The following is a 19,243-nucleotide window of genomic DNA, read 5'->3' as shown; positions in this document are numbered from 1 at the left end:
GACTACGGGCGGCGGGGTGGGACGTGCGGCACCAGAAGGGAAGCAAGGCAGGGCCGGCTACGGATTAACCAAAAACACCTTGGGCTGCGGGAACAGGTTGTTCAGGGTTTCGAGCAGGCGTACGTGGTAGATGGGTTTGCGGAACAGGTCCAGCACTTGCAGGCGCAGCAGGTCGCTGACGTCGTCCATGTCGGCGTGGCCGGAGGTGACGATCACGGGCAAGTGTTGGCGCAGGGTGTGTTCGCGCAGGCGGCGGATCAGGGTGATGCCGCTTTCTTCGGGCATGCGCAGGTCGGTGATGACCAGGGCGATGTCCGGGTGTTGGGTCAGGGTTTGCAGGGCGTGCTTGACCGAGGTGGCGGTGAAGCAGTGAAAGCCTTCGCCTTCGAGCAGTTCGGCCAGTTCCAGCAACGCCTCTTCTTCGTCGTCTACCAAAAGCAACTGCTGTCGCGACGAAGAAGAGGTCATGGGCGTGGCTCAACTCAAAGAGATGAAGGTGCAGGCACAACCGCCCACGGCTAAGGCACTGGTTTGCCACCCGGGGAGGTTCCGCCCAGGCTGGTGGTCACCGAGTTGAATTTATCCCACACGGCCCCGCCCAGCGGCGTGACGAACAGCACCAATACCACCGCCACCATGGCCACCAGCAATGCGTATTCGATGGCGGATGCACCGTCATCGCGTCTCAGAAAACGCCGCGCTTTGCGCAAAAAGTTCTGAAGGATCATTGGACTTCTCCTTATGCGCCATCGAGTGCGCTTGATACTGGGACTGCAACATGAGTCCTCTGTGCCACCTGAGCATTGTCAACAATCCCCCACCCAACAAGTGTAAGAACTGATTAATCACAAAGTATTAATCCAAAGGTTTGCACCAGCAAAACACCGTGGATAAAGGGCCAAGAACCCGCCGCCAATTATTTTTCGCGCAGTAATGGCGTTTTGGCTTAGCTGCACTACCTTCAAATAGCAAAATCGTTGCATGTTCATAGCTGCCTGATTGCCCGACGGGCCCGTTTTACGGCCGCTGAAGCAGCAGGAAAGGGAGAGCCGTCATGAACAGTCGAGTCACCATGGCCCTCGCCGGGTTGCTGTTGCTGGGCGCCGTATTCGTCGGCTACTGGGGCCTGATGCTCAACCGCCAACCCGAACCCGTAGCCGAGCCGGCCGCCCCGGTGGCCGTCAGCCAAACCGTGGAGAAAGCCGTTACCACAGCCCAAGACCAGACCCGCACACCGGTGGTGGTGCTGCTGCGCGATGTGCCGGCCTTTACCCCGTTGACCGCCGAGGATCTGACCCTGGAAAAACTGCGCAACGCCCCGGCCGGCAGTCTTTCCAGCCTGGACCAGGCCCTGGGCCGCACCCCCTGGCGCACCCTCGCCGCGGGCACCTGGCTCAACGATGAAAGCTTCAGTGCCGGCGGCCCGCTGGCGCGGATGATTCACAGCAACGAGCGTGCTTTGGCCATGGCGGTGGATGAAGTCATCGGTGCCGGCGGCCAGTTGAACCCCGGCGATTATGTGGACGTGCTGCTGTTTTTACGCGCCGACGCGAGCAACCTGCAACAGTCGGTGCAAGTGGTGATCCCGGCCATGCGCCTGCTCGCCGTGGGCGAACAATTGGGCCTGACCAACGATGGCCAACCGGCCTCGCCGGCCACCACGGCGGAAGAAAAAATGAAGCTCGAACAGCGCCGTTATGGCGCGCGCACGGTGATCCTCGCCGTGCCGCAAAAGCTCCTCAGCCGGATGATGCTCGCCACCCAGGTTGGCACCTTGCGCCTGGCCGTGCGCAGCAGCGAAGAGAAGAACCTGGCGCGTTACTGGGCTGGTGAAAATGACAGCATTGGCACAATCGACGCAACCAACAGCCAACTGTTCCAGTTCACCGAACTGGCCATGGCCCGGGCACCCAAGGGCGGCATGGTTGCCGGCCCCGTCGCCAGCGGCGGCACGCCTGCGCCACGGCGCGGCATCGAGGTGATCCGCGGCAACCAGGCCAGCCAATGAACCCCTTGATCGAGCAAGGATGCATGCGCATGCAAAAACCTTCCTTCAGCACCACGCTTGGCGCCCTGATGCTCGCCGGGCTGCCGCTGCACACCGCCCTGGCCGCGCCTGCCAATTGCAGCTCCCTGGCCGGGTTGCCGGCGGTGCTGGAGGTGGGCGAGGGCCTGCAACAGAACATCGAATCCCCCGTGGCCATCACGCGCTTGGCGGTGGGCGACCCCAAGGTCGCCGACGTGCACCCCAACGGCGACAAATCTTTCCTGCTCACTGGCATGGCCAGCGGTGCCACCAGCCTGATGGTCTGGACCGGCTGCGCCAGCCCCCCACGCCAGAGCATGGTGTTCGTGCGCGGCAAGGCCACCGCCGCCCTCACCCGCGCCGCCCTGGGCCCCACCGAGGACCCCCTGCTGCCCAGCCAGGTGCAAACCGATATCCGCTTCGTCGAAGTCAGCCGCAGCAAGCTCAAGGAAGCCACCGCCTCGCTGTTCGGCACCCGCGGCAACTTCCTGTTCGGCGCACCCAAGACCCTGCCCACCATCGACGGCGTGGTCACCCCCAAGCTGCCGGTGGACAACGGCCAGTTCAACTTCTCGTGGATCGGCGGCAAAACCATGGTGATGATTAACGCCCTCGAAGGCAGCGGCTTTGCCTACACCCTGGCGCGGCCCAGCCTGGTGGCCCTGAGCGGGCAGAGTGCGAGTTTCCTGGCCGGTGGCGAGATCCCCATTCCGGTGCCCAGCTCCGGCAGCGACAGCGTGTCCATCGAGTACAAGGAATTCGGCATCCGCCTGACCCTCACCCCGACCATCATCGGCCGCGACCGCATCGCCCTCAAAGTTGCCCCGGAAGTCAGCGAGCTGGATTACAGCAACGCGGTGAACATCGCCGGCACCCTGGTGCCGGGCCTGACCGTGCGCCGCACCGACACCAGCATCTCCCTGGCCGACGGCGAGAGCTTCGTCATCAGTGGCCTGATTAGCACCCGCAACAGCTCCCAGGTGAACAAGTTTCCGGGCCTGGGCGACATCCCGATCCTGGGGGCGTTTTTCCGCGACTCAGAGATCAAACGCGAAGAGCGCGAACTGCTGATGATCGTCACCCCGCACCTGGTCCAGCCGCTGGCCGCCGATGCGCGCCTGCCGTCGCTGCCGGGCGAGCAGATGCGCAACTACGACCCCAACTTCTACCGCATGTTCTTCCTTGAAAACGGCAACTTCGACAACCGCAGCGGGTTATCGCAATGAGCCAGAACCTGAGCCAGACCTTCCTCGCCATCACCCGCAACCCCACCGACCAGGAGTGGCTGCAAAGTGCCCTTGCGCCGTTGGGGCAAGTGGTCAGCGCCGGCGGCGGCAGCCTCGACGAGTTGCTCGCGCTGGTGGACGTAACCTTCGCCAGCCTGGTGTTCGTGGGCCTGGACCGCGAGAACGTGGTGGCCCAGTGCGCGATGATCGAGGGCGCCCTGGAGGCCAAGCCGATGCTGGCGATCGTCGCCTTGGGCGATGGCATGGACAACCAACTGGTGCTCAACGCCATGCGCGCCGGGGCGCGGGATTTCGTCGCCTACGGCTCGCGGGCCAGTGAGGTCGCCGGGTTGGTGCGGCGCCTGGGCAAACGCCTGCCGCCGGTGGCCCACAGCACCTTGCTCGGCGGCCTCACGGTGCTCTACAGCACCCAGGGCAACGGCGACGGCGCGCTGATCTCCAGCCACTTGGCGCTGGTGGTGCAAAAGAGCGGCCAGCAAACCCTGCTGCTGGACCTGGGCCTGCCCCGGGGCGACTCCCTGGCGCTGCTGGGCCTGGAGAGTTCGTTCAACTTCGGCGATGCCCTGCGCCACCTGCGCCGCCTCGACGCCACCCTGATCGACAGCGCCTTCACCCGCGCCGAAGCGGGGCTGCGCATCCTCGCCTACGCCCCGGGCGATGAGCCCCTCAAACGCACCAGCGCCGCCGAGCTGTACATGCTTCTCAGCGCCCTGCGCCAGCATTTCCAGCACATCGTGGTGAACCTCACCGGGCAGTCGGACAGCGAAGCGCTGCGCACTTTCGTCAGCCACTGCGACAAGTTGCTGTGGCGCACCGACCAGAGTGTGCTGGACTGCCGGCGCAACCTGGCGGTGCTCAACCTGTGGCGCGAAAAAGGCATGAAGCTCGACCACGCGCGCCTGCTGGTGGACAGCTACCTGCGCAGCGTCGCCCCCGACGCCGAAACCCTGGGCAAGACCTTTGGCATGGAAGTCATCGCTGTGCTGGCCCTGAGCCCCGAGCTGCGCCTCAACGCCAAGAACCAGGGCGTGAGCCTGTTTGAGCTGGCCCCGCGCGAGAGCCTCACGCAGAGCCTGCACACCCTGGGCGAACGCCTGGCCAAGCGCTCCGAAGGCTTGGCCAAACCCAAGGGCGGCTGGCTCAGCCGATTGCGAGGAACGCCCCCATGACTGGCGAAAAACTGTTCGGCGCGCCCACCGCCAGTGTCGGCGCCAAGGGCAATGCCGACCACGAAGGCCTGAAACTGGTGCTGCACCGCTACATCATCGACGCCATCGAGGAGTCGGGGAAAAACCTGCTCGAAGGCTCACGCCAGAACCTCGCGCAATTTGTCACCGATAAAGTGGCCGAGTACATCGCGCGCCTGCACCTGGCCATTTCCCGCTACGAGATGGAACGCCTGGGCGAAGAGATCGTCGACGAGCTCACCGGGTTCGGCCCCCTCGAAGTGCTGCTGCGCGACCCGGCCGTGACCGAAATCCTGGTCAACGGCCCGCATCGCGTGTTCATCGAGCGCGACGGCGTGCTGCACCTGAGCGACCTGCGCTTTATCGACTCGCACCACGTCGAGCGCGTGATGCAGCGCATCCTTTCGCCCCTGGGGCGGCGCCTGGACGAGTCCTCGCCCATGGTCGATGCACGCCTGCCCGACGGCAGCCGGGTCAACGCCATCATTCCGCCCATCGCCCTGGACGGGCCGTGCCTGTCGATCCGTAAGTTTCGCAAGGACATGCTCAAAAGCAGCGACCTGGTGGCGATGCAAACCATCGACCAGAACATCTTCGAGTTCTTCCAGGACGCGGTGGGCAAGCGCTGCAACATCCTTATCAGCGGCGGCACCGGCACCGGCAAGACCACCCTGCTCAACATCCTCAGCCAGTTGATTAACCCCCACGAACGCCTGGTGACCATCGAAGACGTGGCCGAGCTGCAATTGGGCCACCCCCACGTGGTGCGCCTGGAAACCCGCCCGCCCAATGCCGAGGGCCACGGCGAGGTCAAGGCCAGCGACCTGATCCGCAACGCCCTGCGGATGCGCCCCGACCGCATCATCCTCGGCGAGATCCGTGGCGTCGAAGTGCTCGACGTGCTCACCGCGATGAACACCGGCCACGACGGTTCCATGAGCACCGTGCACGCCAACAACGCCCAGGACGCCCTGTTGCGCCTGGAAACCCTGGTGGGCCTGACCGGCCGGCAAGTGGCCGAACGCACCTTGCGCCAGATGATCTGCGCGGCCCTGGACGTGGTGATCCAGCTGACCCGCATGCCCGATGGCCGGCGCTGCGTCAGCGAGGTGGTGGAAGTGGTAGGCGTGCGCGACGACGTGTACGTCACCAACACCCTGTTCCGCCTCGACCGGCGCAGCGGCTTCGGCTTTTTGCGCGAGGCGCTCAACCCGGCCGGCGACAAGCTGCGCCGCGAATTCGCCCTGAGCCAGGACTGACCCGCGAGGTGCCGACCATGTTGCTGCCGTTGCTGCTGAGCGTGGTGTTTTTGCTCTTGGTGAGCCTGTCGATTCGCCTGTTCTACCAGGGCCTGCGCAAAACCGGCAACGAGCGGGTGATGCAGCGCCTGGCCCAGGGCCAACCGCAACTGGCGCCGGAAAAAGCCGCCTGGACCGGCCTGGAGCGGGCCTTCCTGCGCGCCGGCCTGGGCCGCCCCACCGAGCGCCTGGGGCTGTGGCTGGCGGCGTGGGCGCTGCTGCTGATGCTCGGGTTTGCCCTCCATGGCTGGGTCGGCCTGCTGGTGCTGCTGGTGCTGCCGCCGCTGGTGGTGCGCCTGGTGATTGCTTGGCTGTACCGGCGCCGGGTCAACCGCATGATTGCCCAATTGCCGCCGCTGCTGGACCACACGGTGCGCAGCCTCAAGGCCGGGCGCACCCTGGCCGACGCGGTGCTGGGCGCCATCGAGGCCAGCAACGACCCGCTCAAGAGCGCCATGAGCCGCATCCAGCGCAACGTGCAACTGGGGGTCAACCTGCCCGAGGCCGCCAGCGACTTCGCCGAACTCTACGAACGCGATGAACTGCGCCTGTTCGCCCTGGGCCTGAAGGTCAACCACCGCTACGGCGGCAACGCCAGCGAACTGCTGGAAAACCTCATCAAGATGATCCGCGAGCGCGAACAGGGCGCGCGCCAACTCGCCGCCCTGACCGGCGAAACCCGCATGACCGCGGTCGTCCTGGCGGTGTTGCCGGTGGGCATGGTCGGCTACTTCATGCTCACCAACCCCCACTACATGCTCAGCATGTGGCACGACCCCAGCGGCCAGCGCATGCTCATCACCGCCGTGGTGCTGCAAGTGTCGGGCTGCCTGGTGCTGTGGCGCATGTTGCGGAGTATCTGAGATGGCCCTGCTCGCCGCTGCCCTGATGGTTGTCGCCGCCCTGGCCCTGGCACTGCTGGCCCTGCTGGGGCAAAAACGCCGCGAACGCCAGGTCGCCCAACGCCTGCAAGGGCACCTGGTGCGCGACAACAAACTGGGCAGTTGGCTGCGCCTGTTGGGCGACAGCCGTTTCGGCCAGCGCTCGGTGAGCCTGGACAACGAAACCCAACGGCTGCTCAACCGCCTCGGTTGGCGCAAGGCCAGCCAGCGCTCGCTGTACGCCGCCAGCCAGGTCGGCCTGCCCATCCTCGCGCTGTGCCTGGTGGTGCTGGCGCAAACCCTGTTTTTCCCCAACATCGAGCACCAGTGGCTGGCGCCGTTCTTCGCCCTGTGCCTGGGCTACCTGCTGCCCAAACGCCTGCTAGCGGCAGCGGCCAAGCGCCGGCAAAGACAGATCAGCGTAGAAATCGCCACCTTCATTCCCTTGCTGCGCATCCTGTTCGAGTCGGGCATGGCGGTGGAGCAAGCCCTGCGGGTGCTGAGCGTGGAAGCGCGACGGCTGCTGCCGGAGCTGACCCAGGAACTGCGCATGATCCTGGCCCGGGTCGATTCGGGCCTGGAGCTGGGCCATGAACTGAACCTGTCGGCCAAGTTGCTGGACACCGACGAATTCACCGACACCTGCGTGATCCTCCAGCAGCTGCTGCACCAGGGCGGCGGCGCGATGAAGTCGCTGCTGGCCCTCAAGCAACTGCTCGACGACCGGCGCCTGACGCACTTGCAGGAATACATCTCGAAAATGTCCGCCAAGATGTCCGTGGTGATGATGCTGTTTCTGTTCCCAGCCTTGCTGATCGTGCTCGCCGGGCCCGGGTTCACCGCCATCGCCCGCGCTTTTTCCTAGAGGGAACACCATGAAAAAACGCCTGATGATCGCCAGCCTGCTACTGCTCGGCGGCTGTGCCAGCAACGGCCAGGCCCCTTGGGCGACGCTGGGCGCCGCCAGCAGTTGCGGCAAATTGAGTGCCGACCAGGAACTGGCCCTGAACCTGGCCGACGACATGGCCCGCGACGGCAAACTGCACGCCAGCCTGGCCAACCTGCAAAGCCTGCCCGACACCCTCAGCCAGGTGCGCCTGAGCAAGGCGCGGGTGTACCGCTTGCTCGGGCGCGGCGAGGCCAAAGCGCTGTACCAGAGCCTGGCCGGCGGTTGCCTGGCGGGCGAGGCCGAACATGGCCTGGGGCAACTGGCGGCGGCCCGCGGCGACAACGCCCAGGCCCTGGCCCACTTGCAACGCGCCGCCAGCCTGGCGCCCACCGACGAGAAAATCCGCAACGACCTGGGCGTGGTCTACCTCAACCAACTGCGCCTGAACGAGGCGCGCTTTGAATTCCTCACCGCCATGGAACTCAAGCAAAGCGACTCGCTGGCGGCGGTCAACCTGGTGACCCTGCTGCTGTATCAGGACAACTGGGCGCAAGCGGGCGAAGTGGTCAGCCGCGCCGGGTTGAGCCCGCAACAATTCACCCTGGCGCAATCGCGGGCCGAGCAACTCAAGGCCGGCGCCAAACCGGCCCCCGTCAAACCCGAACATGTGGCGACCACCAGCCACTTGCCTGTGACCCAAGCGAACCAGGAGTGGCCATGAAACGACTCACCCTGCTGTGCTGCGCCGCGCTGCTGGCCCTGCCCCAAAACGGCAACGCCATCGAACCCGGCCCCGCCTCCAAGCAACAACAGGAAACCGAAGGCTGGCTGCACCTGCAAAGCAGCAACGCCGCGCCCTCGCCCACACCGCAAACCGCCAGCAGCGCCGAACGGGAACTGGCCATGCAGCGCTGGCTCAAGAGCTACGAAGACCAGATACCGGATTTCTATGATGCGGATGTGGGTGGGGAGATCAGCAAGTAGGACACAGGCACCCAGGCACTGTGGGCCCGCCCCCACACAAGGCACAGGCAAAACCAAAATACCGCTGACACCGCAAACCCCTTGTGGGAGCGGGCCCGCCCGCGATGGCGCCGGCACACCCCACACACCTCCACTGCCTGGCCTACCGCCGTCGCGGCCACAGTGGGCCCGCTCCTACAGGGAGGATGTACTGCTCAGAAATACAGCAGGCTCAATGCGCGGTGACTTGGTGGCGCATGCCCGAGCGGCTCGGGGAGAGGGCCAGGGCCAGTTGGGTGCGGTTGTGCATGTGGGTCAGGCGCAATACCTGGGAGACGTAGAGCTTCACGGTGTTTTCGGTGATGCCCAGTTCGCAGGCGATCTGGTAGTTGGTCTGGCCTTTGCCCACCAGGCGCGCCACATCCAGTTGCCGGGGCGAGAGTTGGTGGAAGATCGCCGGGATTTCGTCCGGCTCCGCCTCGTTGGCCATGGGCGCCGGCGTGCCGGGGCTGCGGCGCACTTTGTCGAGGTCCTGGTAGAGGCCGTCGATGGAGGTGGAGAGGTCTTGCAGCTTTTGGTTGAGGTGGCCCAGTTGCAGGGTTTTCTGTCGCTCCTGCAGGGCAACTTCCTGGCGTTGCAGGCCTTGCAGCAGTTCGTCCAGGTCGATGGGTTTCTGGTAGTAGTCGGCGATCCCGGCGCGCAGCGCCTTGATGACGTCCTGTTTGTCGGCACGGCCGGTGAGCATGATGGCCTCGAACGCCCGTTGTTTGCCGGCAATGCGTTGCAGCGCCTGGACTAGTTCGATGCCGTCCATGTCGGGCATGTGCAGGTCGCACAGCACCAGGCCGATGTCGCAGTCTTCGTTAAAGCGCTCCAGCGCCTGGGGGCTGGATTCACACGGCACGCACCGATAACCGCTGCTTTCGAGAAACTCGCAGAGCTCTTCGACAATCAGTGGCTGGTCGTCGACCACGAGCACTTTCACCTGGGACGTTAGCTTGTTCACGCGAAACTCCATGCCTGGCAAGCCTGGGAGGGGGCAGCCTCTTCCTGTACCAATAGCCATAGGCTGTATAGGGTGTGATTTCAAAGTAGACGCACTTTGCCACTCTGTACATAAAGCGGCCGGGGCCACGCGACTAGTGGATCCAGGCCAGGGATAGCAGCAGGCCCAGCAAGACGAAGGGCGCGGAGGGTTGGTTTTTTGACTCTTTCGGGTCGAGCCACCGTACGTGCGCCCTAACCCGTTGACTCATAAGCGGCCAGACCTTCGGCGCGATCAACAGCCACAGCACGCTGACCACGCCGGCACCGATGAAGGTGCCCAGCAGGTGCAGGGTGTCGGTGGCCAGGCCCAGGGCGGCCATCAATTTCACGTCGCCAGCGCCCATGCGGCCCATGGCGTAGCCGGGCAAGGTCATGGCCGCCGCCAGTAAAAAGGCGAATACGCCTTGCTGGGCGCTGGCACCGATCCACGTGGTGTCGTTCCACAACAGGTAGACCAGGGCCACCACTGTTGCCCCGAGGGTCAAGCCATTGGAGATCTGCCGCTGCCGAGCATCCTGCGCAGCACAAAGCGCCAGCCACATGAATAGGAAAAAGGTGTGCATCAGGTAAAAAACGTCCCTTTTTGCCGAATGATTCTATGCTGACATTACGTCGTAGTTGTCAGGGTAGACGCGCGCATGAAAACCAGCCTGCCTAGAAAGCAAAAAGGCGCCGTAGCGATCGAATTCGCCTTGGTGTTCGTGATTTTTTTCGCGGTGTTTTATGGCCTCGTCACCTACAGCCTGCCGCTGCTGATGATGCAATCGTTCAACGAAGCCACCGCCGAGGCGGTGCGCCGCAGCGTGGCCCTGGACCCGGCCACGCCCAACTACAAGAGCGCCGTCGAAGCCCTGGCCAACGCGGTGCTGCGCGAGAAGCTGGAATGGCTGCCCAGCACGCTGAACATCACCTGGGGGGTGGACACCAGCGCCGACTACACCGCCGGCGTGCTCACCGCCAAGGTCAAGTACCCCAGCAGCAAGTTGAACCAGGTACTGCCCTTCCTCGTGCTGCCAGGCGTGGGCAAAGTGCCTAACCTGCCGGACTACCTGAGCGCCCAGTCGAGCCTGCAATTTTGAATTCCGGGGGACGATTGTTCGGCCGCTTGCTGGGCCGCAACCCGGCGTTGCTCAACGACCCCTGGGCAGCCCTGCCGGCGCCCAGTGTCGGCTTGCAGTTGTACCTGAACCACGACGGCGGCGTGCTGCACATGGCCGGGCCGCTGCGCCACATGCTGGCCCAGCTCCGGCCGCTGGACCGCCCGCCGCCGCTGCTGGATTTTCTGCTGCCCCACAGCGCCCTGGTGGTCGAAGGCACGCCCGGCGATTGGCTGGGCCACAGCCTGGACCTGGATTTCGCCAACCTGATCGGCCCGCCCTTGCAGTTGCGCGGCTGGGTGTTGCCCCTGGCCGAGGGCTGGCTGTTACAACTGCTCGACATCAGCGACCTGCGCCAGGGCCGCCAGCAGGCGCAAAGCCGCGAACATTGCCAGAGCCTGGCCGCGCAAATCAGCCAGCAGTTGCGCCAGTGCAGCCTGTCGCGCCTGCCCCAGGTGCTGGGCGAACAACTGCAAATGATCGCCCAGCACTGGTACATCCCCTGCGTGGCGGTGGCGCTGCTCGATGAGCGCAATCAGGGCTGGCAGATCCACTGCCAATACCGCGCCCACGATGCCCCGCAGCTGTGGCACAACGGCCAGTTGCTGGGTAGCAGCCTGGACAGCCTGAGCGGTAACACCCCCCTGCGCCTGAGCGTGCAGCAGGGGCTGAGCGAACACCCGCGCTTGCAAGGCCTGTTCGCCCACAGCGACGGCTGGCTGGTGCCGTACCGCGACGACCACGGTGTCGGCGCCTGGCTGCTGTGCGGTTTTTACCCGGTGTTGCAGCACGCCCCGGATTTGAGCTCGCGCGACTGGCTGCTGCTCACCGCCGCCCTCGCCGGGCCATTGCTCAGCCGCTTGCGCGAGCAGCGCCACCACCTGCAACTCGAACGCCTCGATGCCTTGCAAGGCCTGCTCGGCGCCGGGTGGTGGGAATGGCAGCAGACCGACAACCAGATCCACCTGGCGCCGCCGCTGGCCCACAGCCTGCAATTGCCAGCGGACACCTGGCAGTTGCCCCGCGAAGAGTGGCTGGCGCTGATCCACCCGGCCGAGCGCGAAGAACTCAACCGCCGCTTGCTCGACTTGCAGCAGCACGGCAAACCACTGGTGCTGAGCGTGCGCCTGCACCACGAGGAGGCCGAGCACGGGCCGCGGTGGTATCGCGTGCAGGGCCAGGCGTTGGGTGTGGGCGATGCTCGGCGGGTGGTCGGCTTCATGCTCGACATCAGCGACATCAAGAACCAACAGCAACAGGCTGCCGCGGCCCACGCCCGGCTCGATAACCTGATCGCCAGTTCCCCGGCGGTGATCTACGTGCAGCGTTACGCACAAGGGGCGCTGGAGCCGAGTTTCTTCAGCGCCAGCCTGTTACCGCTGTTGGGCTGGACCCTGGCCGATTGCAGCGCTGCCGGCCTGCTGGAGCACTTGCACCCCGACGACCGCGAGGCGTATTTCCAGCGCACCCGGCAATTGCTGCGCGAGGGCTCGGTACGCAGCCGCTATCGCCTGCGCGACGCCGCGGGCAGCTACCACTGGCTGCTGGACGAAGCCAAGTTGCTGCGCGATGACCTCGGCCTGCCAGTGGAGGCAGTGGGCCTGTGGCTGGACATCACCGAGGCGACCCAGGCCGGCGAGCACGTGCGCCAAAGCGAGGAACGCTACCGCATGCTGGTGGAGGATTCGCCAGCGATGATCTGCCGCTATCGCCCGGACTTAAGCCTGATCTTCGGCAATCGCCCCTTGGCCACTTACCTGGAATGCGCCCCCGAGGCGCTGCCGGGGGTCAACCTGGGCCAGTGGATGAGCGCCGAACAGCGCGAGGCCTTCGCCCAACGCATCGCCCAACTGACCCCGCAACGGCCCATCAGCACCGCCGAAATCAACCTGCAACTGCCCGGGCGCGCCAACGCCTGGTGGGTGTGGTCCGACCGCGGCGTGTTCGACGAGCACGGCCAGTTGCGAGAAGTGCAAGCCGTGGGCCGCGACAACACCGAGGTGCGCCGCGCCCAGCAGCAACTGACCCAGAGCGCGAAAATGGCCACCCTCGGCGAGATGGCCACGGGCCTGGCCCACGAGATCAACCAACCGCTGAACGTGATGCGCATGGCCGTGGTCAACGTGCTCAAGCGCCTGGACAGCGGCGACGCCGAGCCCGCGTACCTGCAAGACAAACTCAAGCGCATCGACGCGCAGATCCAGCGCGCTGCCCGGGTGGTGGACCACATGCGCGTGTTCGGCCGCCGCTCGGAGGTTGAGCAACAGCCGTTCGACCCGGCCCGCGCGGTGGAGGGCACCGTTGCGCTGTTGGGCGAAGGGTTGCGTGGCAAAGGCGTGGAACTGCGCATCAGTGAAGTGCCGTTTGCGGTGCAGGTGCACGGCCATGTCGATCAATTGGAGCAAGTGCTTATCAACCTGCTGGTCAACGCCCGCGATGCGCTGCTGAGCAAGCGCGAGGCCGACCGCCCGTTCAAGCCGTGGATCAGCGTGCACGCCGAGCGCGACGAAAACGCTGTGCGCCTGTGGGTGCAGGACAACGGCGGCGGCATCGACCCGCGCTTGCTGGAGCGCATCTTCGAGCCATTCTTCACCACCAAACCCGTGGGCGTGGGCACCGGCCTGGGGTTGTCGGTGAGCTACGGCATCATCGCCAACATGGGTGGGCGCCTGAGCGCCGGCAACACCGCCGACGGCGCGCGGTTTTGCGTGGAGTTGCCGCTGGTTTAGATGAGCAATTGCGCCCGCCCGCCGGCATGGCAACTGAGGTTGGCGCCCACTTCGGCATTGCCCAGGCTCACCCCCAAAACGCTCAACACGCTGTTGACGATAGGGTCCAGCAGCGGCCCGAGAATGCTTTTGATCGCCGTCACCAACGCCGCGCTGATATCGCTCAACAACCCCGCCACCCCGGCCAGGGCCGCCGCGCTGATGCCACCGCTGGGCGCGGCGTAGGAGGTCAACTGCACGCCGGTGAGGGTGTCGCCCAGGCTGGTGATGATGTTGGTGGTGGCCAGGCCTTTGTACAGCGGGCCCAGGCCGATATTGGGCGGTAGCGGGTAGGGAATGCTCTGGCTGCGCGAGGCCACGCTGGTTTGCACCTTGAGGTCGAGCCAGCCCCCGACGCTGGGGATGCGTGCCTCGCAGCCCAGGCCAATGAACAGCAGGGTGTAGCAGCGCTCGGTGCCGATATCCACCAGGCGCACCGGGTCGACCACAATGGCCGCCGCCGAAGAAAACGCCTGGGTGGCGTTCACCCGGCCTACCCCCAGGCTGGCCAGCGCCGTGGTGACCTGGGCGGTGAGGCTTTTGGAGGCATCGGTGTCGCAGTTGTAGTCGGTGACAAAGCTCTTGGCCGGGGCTGCCTCCACGCTGACGTCCAGGCTGGAGATCAGTTGCAGCGAGGGGTGCACGCAGGGCTTGGTGAGGATGCACAGCAACGGGTCGAGCAGGGTCGTAAGCTTGAGGCCCAGCAGGTTGTTGACCACCCCCACCACCGGGGTCAGCACCTGGGACAAGCCGTTGGTCAGCGCGCTAATGTTTTTGAGTACCGGCAGGTCGAGGGTCACCAGGGTACGCACCTGGGCGGTGCGCACGAAGATCTGCCTGGCGGTCACCACCGGGCCGACGGCGGCGTATTCGGCCTTGGCTACTTTCGGGTTGCCGATGGCCGACATCTGCGGGGCCTCGATGACCTTGGTCTTGATCGTGACCGTGGCGACATTGGGCACGCCAACGCTGTAGTCCACCGAGACGGCGGTCTTGCTGTTGGATAACTGCGCCACGCCTTGTACCAATTGGAACAGTTGCAGGGTGGAATCCAGCCCCGCCGTGGTGGTGCCGGTCTGCACCTTGATGAGGTCGCCCAGTTTGAGCAATTGAGTGTTGCGGCTTATCAGGCTCAGGGCCTGCATCGCCTGCAAGGTGACGGTAGCCACCGAGCCGTCCTTGGGCAGCACTTTGATCGCGGCGTCGAGCAGTTTGGTTGGCGACACATCGGTGGCGAGCAGGGTGTCGTAGTCGCCGGCCTTGACGTTGAGGTCCACCGCCAATTGATCGAGGAAGCTGAGCAACTTGATGTCGGTCTTGGCCAAGCCGTCCCAGCCCAGGGCGCTGATGTTCACCGTGCCGCCCAGCAGGCCGCCGACCACCGCGTTGAGCACGGCCGACTTGGTGCTATCGATGGTGCCCAGCACGGTGCGGATAGTCAGCATCGCCAAGGGCGAAGGCATGCCTGCCACCGCCGTGGCGCTGAGGGTTGTGGTGGTGGTCGCCGCGCGGCCGCTGAACAGGGCGCCCACGCCCGCGGCAATGCTGGTGGTGACGGTACGGGTGGCGACCACGCGGATGGCTTCGCTCTTGGCCGCATCCACGGCAAAGGTGCGCAGGTTTTGCCCATTCACGGTGAGCGCGCCGCACGTGGTGGCCAGGGTCTGGTTGGCGTCAACGGTGAAGCCGTTGCGGGTGGCGTTTTGCGCGGCATAGGTGGCCGCGCTGGTGTCCGGGGTGCAATGGCCACCACGGCTGGCGGCTTCCAGGGCGGCCATGTCGGCCACGCGCTGGAGCTTGCGCTGCTCCAGGTACAGGCGGCCGCTGTCGACCACCACCAGCATCATCAATGCCGCCAACCCCAGAGTGATGGCCGCCACCAGGCCAATGGCCCCGCGTTGGCGGGTACGGCTGCTGCGTCCTGAACCGGGAGACATCGAGCACTCCTGTGCCGGCCTGAGGCCGAGCGCTTCCTCCGTTGATGCAGGGCAGTGTAGACAAGGCAGTGGCGCTGCGCTGGCAACCGGCCAGCCCAGGCGACTGGCGGCGGCCGCCAGGGTTGAACCCCGCCGCCAGTGCGTGCATGGTTGTGCTTCGTCGCCAAAAACAACAATAAGGAACCGTCATGTTCGATATCAGCACGTTCCCCAAAGCCGATGCCGTGCGCCGGGCTGCCCAACTGAGTCAGGACGACTACCAGCGCCTGTACCGCCAATCCATCGACCATCCCGACACCTTCTGGGCCGAGCAGGCCAAGCGCTTCCTGGATTGGTCCACTCCCTGGCAGAGCGTGCAGCACAGTGACCTCACCCACGGTACCGCCACCTGGTTCGACGGTGGCGAGTTGAACGTCAGCTACAACTGCATCGACCGCCACCTGGCCACCCGTGGCGAGCAAGTCGCGCTGCTGTGGGAGGGCGATGACCCGGCGCAGTCAGCCAACATCACCTACCGCCAACTCCACGAACACGTCTGCCGTTTGGCCAACGTGCTGAAAAGCCGCGGCGTGAAAAAGGGCGACCGGGTGTGCATCTATATGCCGATGATCCCCGAGGCGGCCTACGCCATGCTCGCCTGCACCCGCATCGGCGCCGTGCATTCGGTGGTGTTCGGCGGCTTCTCCCCGGACGCCCTGCGCGACCGCATCCTCAACGCCGACTGCCGCACGGTGATAACCGCCGACCAGGGCGTGCGCGGCGGCAAATTCGTGCCCCTCAAGCAGAACGTCGATAAGGCCCTGCTCAGTTGCCCGAAAGTCAGCACCGTGCTGGTGGTGGAGCGCACGGGCGCCGAGGTCGACTGGACCCCGGGCCGCGATATTGGCTACCGCCAGGCCTGCGCCGAGGTAAGCGCCGACTGCCCGCCCGAGCCCATGGGCGCCGAAGCACCGCTGTTTATCCTCTACACCTCCGGCAGCACCGGCAAACCTAAAGGCGTGCTGCACACCACCGGCGGCTACCTGCTGCAAGCGGCGATGACCTTCAAGTACGTGCTCGACTACCGCGACGGCGAAGTGTTCTGGTGCACCGCCGACGTCGGTTGGGTCACCGGCCACAGCTACATCGTCTATGGCCCGCTGGCCAACGGCGCCACCAGCCTGATGTTCGAGGGCATCCCCAGCTACCCCGACAGTTCGCGGTTCTGGCAGGTGATCGACAAGCACCAGGTGAATATTTTCTACACCGCGCCCACCGCCCTGCGCGCCCTGATGCGCGAAGGCGACGGGCCCCTGCAAGGCACCTCCCGCGCCAGCCTGCGCCTGCTGGGCAGCGTCGGCGAGCCGATCAACCCGCAAGCCTGGGACTGGTACTTCAACACCGTGGGCCAGCAGCGCTGCCCGATTGTCGACACCTGGTGGCAGACCGAAACCGGCGCCATCATGCTCAGCCCCCTGGCCAGCGCCCAACGCATCAAACCTGGTTGCGCGACACAACCGCTGTTCGGCGTGCAACCGGTGCTGCTGGATGAACAGGGCCGGGAAATCGACGGCGCCGGCAGCGGCATCCTGGCGATCAAGGCCAGTTGGCCGGGGCAGATCCGCAGCGTCTACGGCGACCCGCAACGCATGGTCGACACCTACTTCAAGCCCTACCCCGGCTACTACTTCACCGGCGACGGCGCACGCCGCGACGAGGACGGCGATTACTGGATCACCGGGCGCATCGACGACGTGATTAACGTCTCCGGCCACCGCATCGGCACCGCCGAAGTAGAAAGCGCCCTAGTGCTGCACGACAGCATCGCCGAAGCCGCCGTGGTGGGTTACCCCCACGACATCAAAGGCCAGGGCATCTACGCCTTCGTCACGCCGATAAACGGCATCGCCACCGACGACGTCCTGATGAAAGCACTGCGCGACCACGTCAGCCAGGAAATCGGCAGCTTCGCCAAACCGGACCTGATCCAATGGGCCCCGGCCTTGCCCAAAACCCGTTCGGGCAAGATCATGCGGCGCATCCTGCGCAAAATCGCCTGCAATGAACTGGACACCCTGGGCGACACCTCCACCCTGGCCGACTCCAGCGTGGTCGATGGCCTGATCGCCAAGCGCCTCAACACCTGACCCACCACGCGGCGCGCCGGCCGGGCGCGCCGCCCCTATCGAGCCGCCATGGACTTTATCCGCAACCGCATCGAAACCCAGATCATGAGCCTGAGCGGCCTGTCCCTAGGCCGACTGGACCTGGAAAACCCCAAGGGCGACCCGGGCCTGTTCGGCCCCGACTCCGTCAGTTGGCAGGTACACGGCGACTTCACCAGCATGCTCATCGGCGGCATCAGCGCCCTGCTGCTGCAAGCCCTACATCCGCTGGCGCTGGCCGGGGTGTGGGACCACTCCAGTTTCCGCCAGGACATGCTCGGGCGCCTGCGCCGCACCGGGCAGTTCATCTCCGGCACCACGTTCGGTTCACGTCAGGACGCCCAATGGCTGATCGATAAAGTGCGCACCATCCACCTGCAAGTGGTCGGCACCGCCCCTGACGGCCGCCCCTACGCCGCCAGCGACCCCGACCTGCTGACCTGGGTGCACGTGGCCGAGGTCAGCAGCTTCCTCGCCGCCCACCTGCGCTACCGCAACCCCGACCTCAGCCCCGCCGACCAGGACCGTTACTACGCCGAAATTGCCCTGATCGCCGAACAACTCGGCGCCCGCGACGTGCCCCGCTCGCGCCAGGAAGTGGCGACCTACCTGCAACGCCTGCGCCCGCAATTGCTGTGCGACGAACGCAGCCGCGAAGTGCTGCGCCTGCTCCTCGCCGCCCCGGCGCCGAGCCGCTTGGCCAAGCCCTTCGGCGCGCTGATGATGCAGGCCGGCATCGACCTGCTGCCGGATTGGGCCAGCGCCATGCTCGACGTGAGCCAAACCCCGCTGCAACGCTCGCTGATCCGCGCCAGCGTCAAACGCAGCGCGCCGGTGTTGCGCTGGGCAGTGCGCAACGGGTCGGTGCAAAGGGCCAAGCGGCGCATGGGGATTTCTGAGTGAGCGCCGGGGTGGGTGTGTAAACCCCTTGTGGGAGCGGGTCCTGCCCGCGATCGCGGTTTCAAGTACGCCATCGCGGGCAGGGCCCGCTCCCACACAACCCTGCTCCCACACTGCCCGCCCCCCAAGACAAGACCCGGGGAACACTTCCCGACCGCCCGGTTCGCAATTGGAACCCAGCGCCAGGTCTGTGCCACCATGGCGTTTTGACTTCACTTGAGGATCAGCGCCATGCAAGACGTCGTTATCGTTGCCGCCACCCGCACCGCCGTCGGCAGTTTCCAGGGCTCGCTCGCCAGCGTGCCGGCCGTGGAGTTGGGCGCTGCGGTGATCCGCCAATTGCTGGCCCACACTGGCCTGGACCCGGCCGAAGTGGATGAAGTGATCCTCGGCCAGGTGCTCACCGCCGGTTGCGGGCAGAACCCGGCGCGCCAAGCGGCGATCAAGGCCGGCCTGCCCCACGCCGTGCCGGCGCTGACCCTGAACAAAGTCTGCGGTTCGGGCCTCAAGGCCCTGCACCTGGGCGCCCAGGCCATCCGCTGCGGCGACGCCGAAGTCATCATTGCCGGGGGCCAGGAGAACATGAGCCTGGCCCATTACGTCATGCCCGGCGCGCGCACCGGCCTGCGCATGGGCCACGCGCAAATGGTCGACACCCTGATTAGCGACGGCTTGTGGGATGCCTTCAACGATTACCACATGGGCATTACCGCCGAGAACCTCGTCGAAAAATACGCGATCAGCCGCGAAGACCAAGATGCCTTCGCCGCCAAATCCCAGCAAAAAGCCGTGGCCGCCATCGAGGCCGGGCGCTTTGCCGACGAAATCACCCCGATCCTGATTCCCCAACGCAAAGGCG

18 protein-coding genes are annotated in these 19,243 nt (G+C 65.6%); 13 read left to right on the top strand and 5 right to left on the bottom strand.

Annotation, left to right across the window (positions count from 1 at the left end):
• Nucleotides 1-57 precede the first annotated feature (57 nt).
• Nucleotides 58-468 (bottom strand): response regulator, encoded by a 411-nt coding sequence (locus AC19YR_RS21795; RefSeq protein WP_500600094.1) that lies wholly within the window; start codon nucleotides 466-468, stop codon nucleotides 58-60.
• Nucleotides 469-518: 50 nt separating this feature from the next.
• Nucleotides 519-728 carry a Flp family type IVb pilin gene (locus AC19YR_RS21790; RefSeq protein ID WP_095111042.1) on the bottom strand — a complete coding sequence of 70 codons (210 nt, stop codon included), beginning with the start codon at nucleotides 726-728 and terminating at the stop codon, nucleotides 519-521.
• Nucleotides 729-1,054: 326 nt separating this feature from the next.
• Between AC19YR_RS21790 and cpaB the strand changes: the two genes are divergently transcribed.
• The 8 genes from cpaB to AC19YR_RS21750 all read left to right on the top strand — a co-directional run bounded on the left by cpaB (nucleotide 1,055) and on the right by AC19YR_RS21750 (nucleotide 8,512).
• Nucleotides 1,055-2,008 (top strand): Flp pilus assembly protein CpaB, encoded by a 954-nt coding sequence (gene cpaB, locus AC19YR_RS21785; protein ID WP_500600093.1) that lies wholly within the window; start codon nucleotides 1,055-1,057, stop codon nucleotides 2,006-2,008.
• A 68-nt stretch (nucleotides 2,009-2,076) separates the two neighbouring features.
• Nucleotides 2,077-3,252 carry a type II and III secretion system protein family protein gene (locus AC19YR_RS21780; RefSeq protein WP_500600115.1) on the top strand — a complete coding sequence of 392 codons (1,176 nt, stop codon included), beginning with the start codon at nucleotides 2,077-2,079 and terminating at the stop codon, nucleotides 3,250-3,252.
• Nucleotides 3,249-4,442, top strand: coding sequence for a CpaE/TadZ family protein (locus AC19YR_RS21775; RefSeq protein WP_500600092.1), 1,194 nt, complete (start codon nucleotides 3,249-3,251; stop codon nucleotides 4,440-4,442). Before AC19YR_RS21780 ends, AC19YR_RS21775 begins: the two co-directional genes overlap by 4 nt.
• Nucleotides 4,439-5,719, top strand: coding sequence for a TadA family conjugal transfer-associated ATPase (locus AC19YR_RS21770; RefSeq protein WP_500600090.1), 1,281 nt, complete (start codon nucleotides 4,439-4,441; stop codon nucleotides 5,717-5,719). The genes AC19YR_RS21775 and AC19YR_RS21770 overlap by 4 nt, the downstream gene beginning before the upstream one ends.
• 17 nt (nucleotides 5,720-5,736) lie before the next feature.
• Entirely contained in the window at nucleotides 5,737-6,621 is an 885-nt protein-coding gene (locus AC19YR_RS21765; RefSeq protein WP_500600088.1) for a type II secretion system F family protein, read from the top strand.
• 1 nt (nucleotide 6,622) lies between these two features.
• Entirely contained in the window at nucleotides 6,623-7,504 is an 882-nt protein-coding gene (locus AC19YR_RS21760) for a type II secretion system F family protein (RefSeq protein WP_500600087.1), read from the top strand.
• 10 nt (nucleotides 7,505-7,514) lie between these two features.
• Complete coding sequence (locus AC19YR_RS21755; protein ID WP_095111048.1) at nucleotides 7,515-8,249, top strand: tetratricopeptide repeat protein; 735 nt, start codon at nucleotides 7,515-7,517, stop codon at nucleotides 8,247-8,249.
• The gene (locus tag AC19YR_RS21750; RefSeq protein WP_095111049.1) at nucleotides 8,246-8,512 is read left to right on the top strand and encodes a DUF3613 domain-containing protein; all 267 of its coding nucleotides are present in this window, start codon (nucleotides 8,246-8,248) and stop codon (nucleotides 8,510-8,512) included. The genes AC19YR_RS21755 and AC19YR_RS21750 overlap by 4 nt, the downstream gene beginning before the upstream one ends.
• Before the next feature lie 211 nt (nucleotides 8,513-8,723).
• On the opposite strand, the gene AC19YR_RS21745 is transcribed toward AC19YR_RS21750, so the two are convergent.
• Together AC19YR_RS21745 and AC19YR_RS21740 are read right to left on the bottom strand one after the other, a co-directional pair.
• Entirely contained in the window at nucleotides 8,724-9,497 is a 774-nt protein-coding gene (locus tag AC19YR_RS21745) for a response regulator transcription factor (protein ID WP_500600085.1), read from the bottom strand.
• Between the two features lie 133 nt (nucleotides 9,498-9,630).
• On the bottom strand, nucleotides 9,631-10,101 hold the full coding sequence (locus AC19YR_RS21740) for an A24 family peptidase (protein ID WP_500600084.1): 471 nt from the start codon (nucleotides 10,099-10,101) through the stop codon (nucleotides 9,631-9,633).
• Between the two features lie 75 nt (nucleotides 10,102-10,176).
• Between AC19YR_RS21740 and AC19YR_RS21735 the strand changes: the two genes are divergently transcribed.
• Together AC19YR_RS21735 and AC19YR_RS21730 are read left to right on the top strand one after the other, a co-directional pair.
• Nucleotides 10,177-10,617 carry a TadE/TadG family type IV pilus assembly protein gene (locus AC19YR_RS21735; protein ID WP_500600083.1) on the top strand — a complete coding sequence of 147 codons (441 nt, stop codon included), beginning with the start codon at nucleotides 10,177-10,179 and terminating at the stop codon, nucleotides 10,615-10,617.
• Nucleotides 10,614-13,364 carry an ATP-binding protein gene (locus tag AC19YR_RS21730; RefSeq protein WP_500600082.1) on the top strand — a complete coding sequence of 917 codons (2,751 nt, stop codon included), beginning with the start codon at nucleotides 10,614-10,616 and terminating at the stop codon, nucleotides 13,362-13,364. The genes AC19YR_RS21735 and AC19YR_RS21730 overlap by 4 nt, the downstream gene beginning before the upstream one ends.
• Here AC19YR_RS21730 and AC19YR_RS21725 read toward each other — a convergent pair.
• The gene (locus AC19YR_RS21725; RefSeq protein ID WP_500600081.1) at nucleotides 13,361-15,340 is read right to left on the bottom strand and encodes a pilus assembly protein TadG-related protein; all 1,980 of its coding nucleotides are present in this window, start codon (nucleotides 15,338-15,340) and stop codon (nucleotides 13,361-13,363) included. The genes AC19YR_RS21730 and AC19YR_RS21725 overlap by 4 nt on opposite strands.
• A 188-nt stretch (nucleotides 15,341-15,528) precedes the next feature.
• Between AC19YR_RS21725 and acs the strand changes: the two genes are divergently transcribed.
• The 3 genes from acs to AC19YR_RS21710 all read left to right on the top strand — a co-directional run.
• A complete protein-coding gene (acs, locus tag AC19YR_RS21720; protein ID WP_500600079.1) occupies nucleotides 15,529-17,466 on the top strand; it encodes an acetate--CoA ligase in 1,938 nt (645 codons plus the stop codon).
• Nucleotides 17,467-17,514: 48 nt separating this feature from the next.
• Nucleotides 17,515-18,387 (top strand): oxygenase MpaB family protein, encoded by an 873-nt coding sequence (locus AC19YR_RS21715; RefSeq protein ID WP_500600078.1) that lies wholly within the window; start codon nucleotides 17,515-17,517, stop codon nucleotides 18,385-18,387.
• 228 nt (nucleotides 18,388-18,615) lie between these two features.
• Nucleotides 18,616-19,243: thiolase family protein (locus AC19YR_RS21710; RefSeq protein ID WP_500600076.1), on the top strand; the 628-nt coding region annotated here is incomplete at its 3' end.

This window comes from Pseudomonas sp. MF08817 (assembly GCF_059862705.1).
This window is presented reverse-complemented; position numbering and strand designations above follow the sequence as displayed.

Bases quoted from the DNA above. Each gene is read 5' to 3' on its own strand.
- AC19YR_RS21795 (WP_500600094.1), bottom strand. From the start codon at position 468: ATGACCTCTTCTTCGTCGCGACAGCAGTTGCTTTTGGTAGACGACGAA.
- AC19YR_RS21790 (WP_095111042.1), bottom strand. From the start codon at position 728: ATGATCCTTCAGAACTTTTTGCGCAAAGCGCGGCGTTTTCTGAGACGC.
- cpaB (WP_500600093.1), top strand. From the start codon at position 1,055: ATGAACAGTCGAGTCACCATGGCCCTCGCCGGGTTGCTGTTGCTGGGC.
- AC19YR_RS21780 (WP_500600115.1), top strand. From the start codon at position 2,077: ATGCTCGCCGGGCTGCCGCTGCACACCGCCCTGGCCGCGCCTGCCAAT.
- AC19YR_RS21775 (WP_500600092.1), top strand. From the start codon at position 3,249: ATGAGCCAGAACCTGAGCCAGACCTTCCTCGCCATCACCCGCAACCCC.
- AC19YR_RS21770 (WP_500600090.1), top strand. From the start codon at position 4,439: ATGACTGGCGAAAAACTGTTCGGCGCGCCCACCGCCAGTGTCGGCGCC.
- AC19YR_RS21765 (WP_500600088.1), top strand. From the start codon at position 5,737: ATGTTGCTGCCGTTGCTGCTGAGCGTGGTGTTTTTGCTCTTGGTGAGC.
- AC19YR_RS21760 (WP_500600087.1), top strand. From the start codon at position 6,623: ATGGCCCTGCTCGCCGCTGCCCTGATGGTTGTCGCCGCCCTGGCCCTG.
- AC19YR_RS21755 (WP_095111048.1), top strand. From the start codon at position 7,515: ATGAAAAAACGCCTGATGATCGCCAGCCTGCTACTGCTCGGCGGCTGT.
- AC19YR_RS21750 (WP_095111049.1), top strand. From the start codon at position 8,246: ATGAAACGACTCACCCTGCTGTGCTGCGCCGCGCTGCTGGCCCTGCCC.
- AC19YR_RS21740 (WP_500600084.1), bottom strand. From the start codon at position 10,101: ATGCACACCTTTTTCCTATTCATGTGGCTGGCGCTTTGTGCTGCGCAG.
- AC19YR_RS21735 (WP_500600083.1), top strand. From the start codon at position 10,177: ATGAAAACCAGCCTGCCTAGAAAGCAAAAAGGCGCCGTAGCGATCGAA.
- AC19YR_RS21725 (WP_500600081.1), bottom strand. From the start codon at position 15,340: ATGTCTCCCGGTTCAGGACGCAGCAGCCGTACCCGCCAACGCGGGGCC.
- acs (WP_500600079.1), top strand. From the start codon at position 15,529: ATGTTCGATATCAGCACGTTCCCCAAAGCCGATGCCGTGCGCCGGGCT.
- AC19YR_RS21715 (WP_500600078.1), top strand. From the start codon at position 17,515: ATGGACTTTATCCGCAACCGCATCGAAACCCAGATCATGAGCCTGAGC.